The sequence below is a fragment of the Streptomyces hilarionis genome, from assembly GCF_024539675.1.
Lineage (GTDB): Bacteria > Actinomycetota > Actinomycetes > Streptomycetales > Streptomycetaceae > Streptomyces > Streptomyces hilarionis.
In genome coordinates, this window is sequence record NZ_JAHHIT010000573.1 from 1 (window position 1) to 334 (window position 334).

Here is a 334-nt window from a genome sequence, read left to right on the forward strand (position 1 = left end):
CGCCATATATTCTCCAAACAATAAAAGGATTACTTAATTCATTAATAGCACTTGCGCCTTAAATCAGGTTATTGGCTTTGCAAATATCAGAGAAAGAAAAAAGGAGTTAGGATTTAAGTCACCAATATTTTGAACCTGCGCAGAAACTTTATTAGTCTGATAGTTCCAGCTACAGCTAAGCTTTCCATAGGTATCGTTACACGGTATATCATACGCAATATTATTTATCAGCATATACTCTCCACCAGTTAATGGAGCATCCGTATTCCAAGTGTAAATCCATCTACCCGGAGAAGGGTTTACGTAACTTACCAGCGACCAACTTGTGATAAAT

1 protein-coding gene is annotated in these 334 nt (G+C 36.8%); it reads right to left on the bottom strand.

From position 1 onward, the window contains the following. Positions 1 to 63 precede the first annotated feature (63 nt). A partial coding sequence (locus tag KMS84_RS39565) for a hypothetical protein (protein WP_256921491.1) occupies positions 64 to 334 on the bottom strand: 271 nt, incomplete at its 5' end.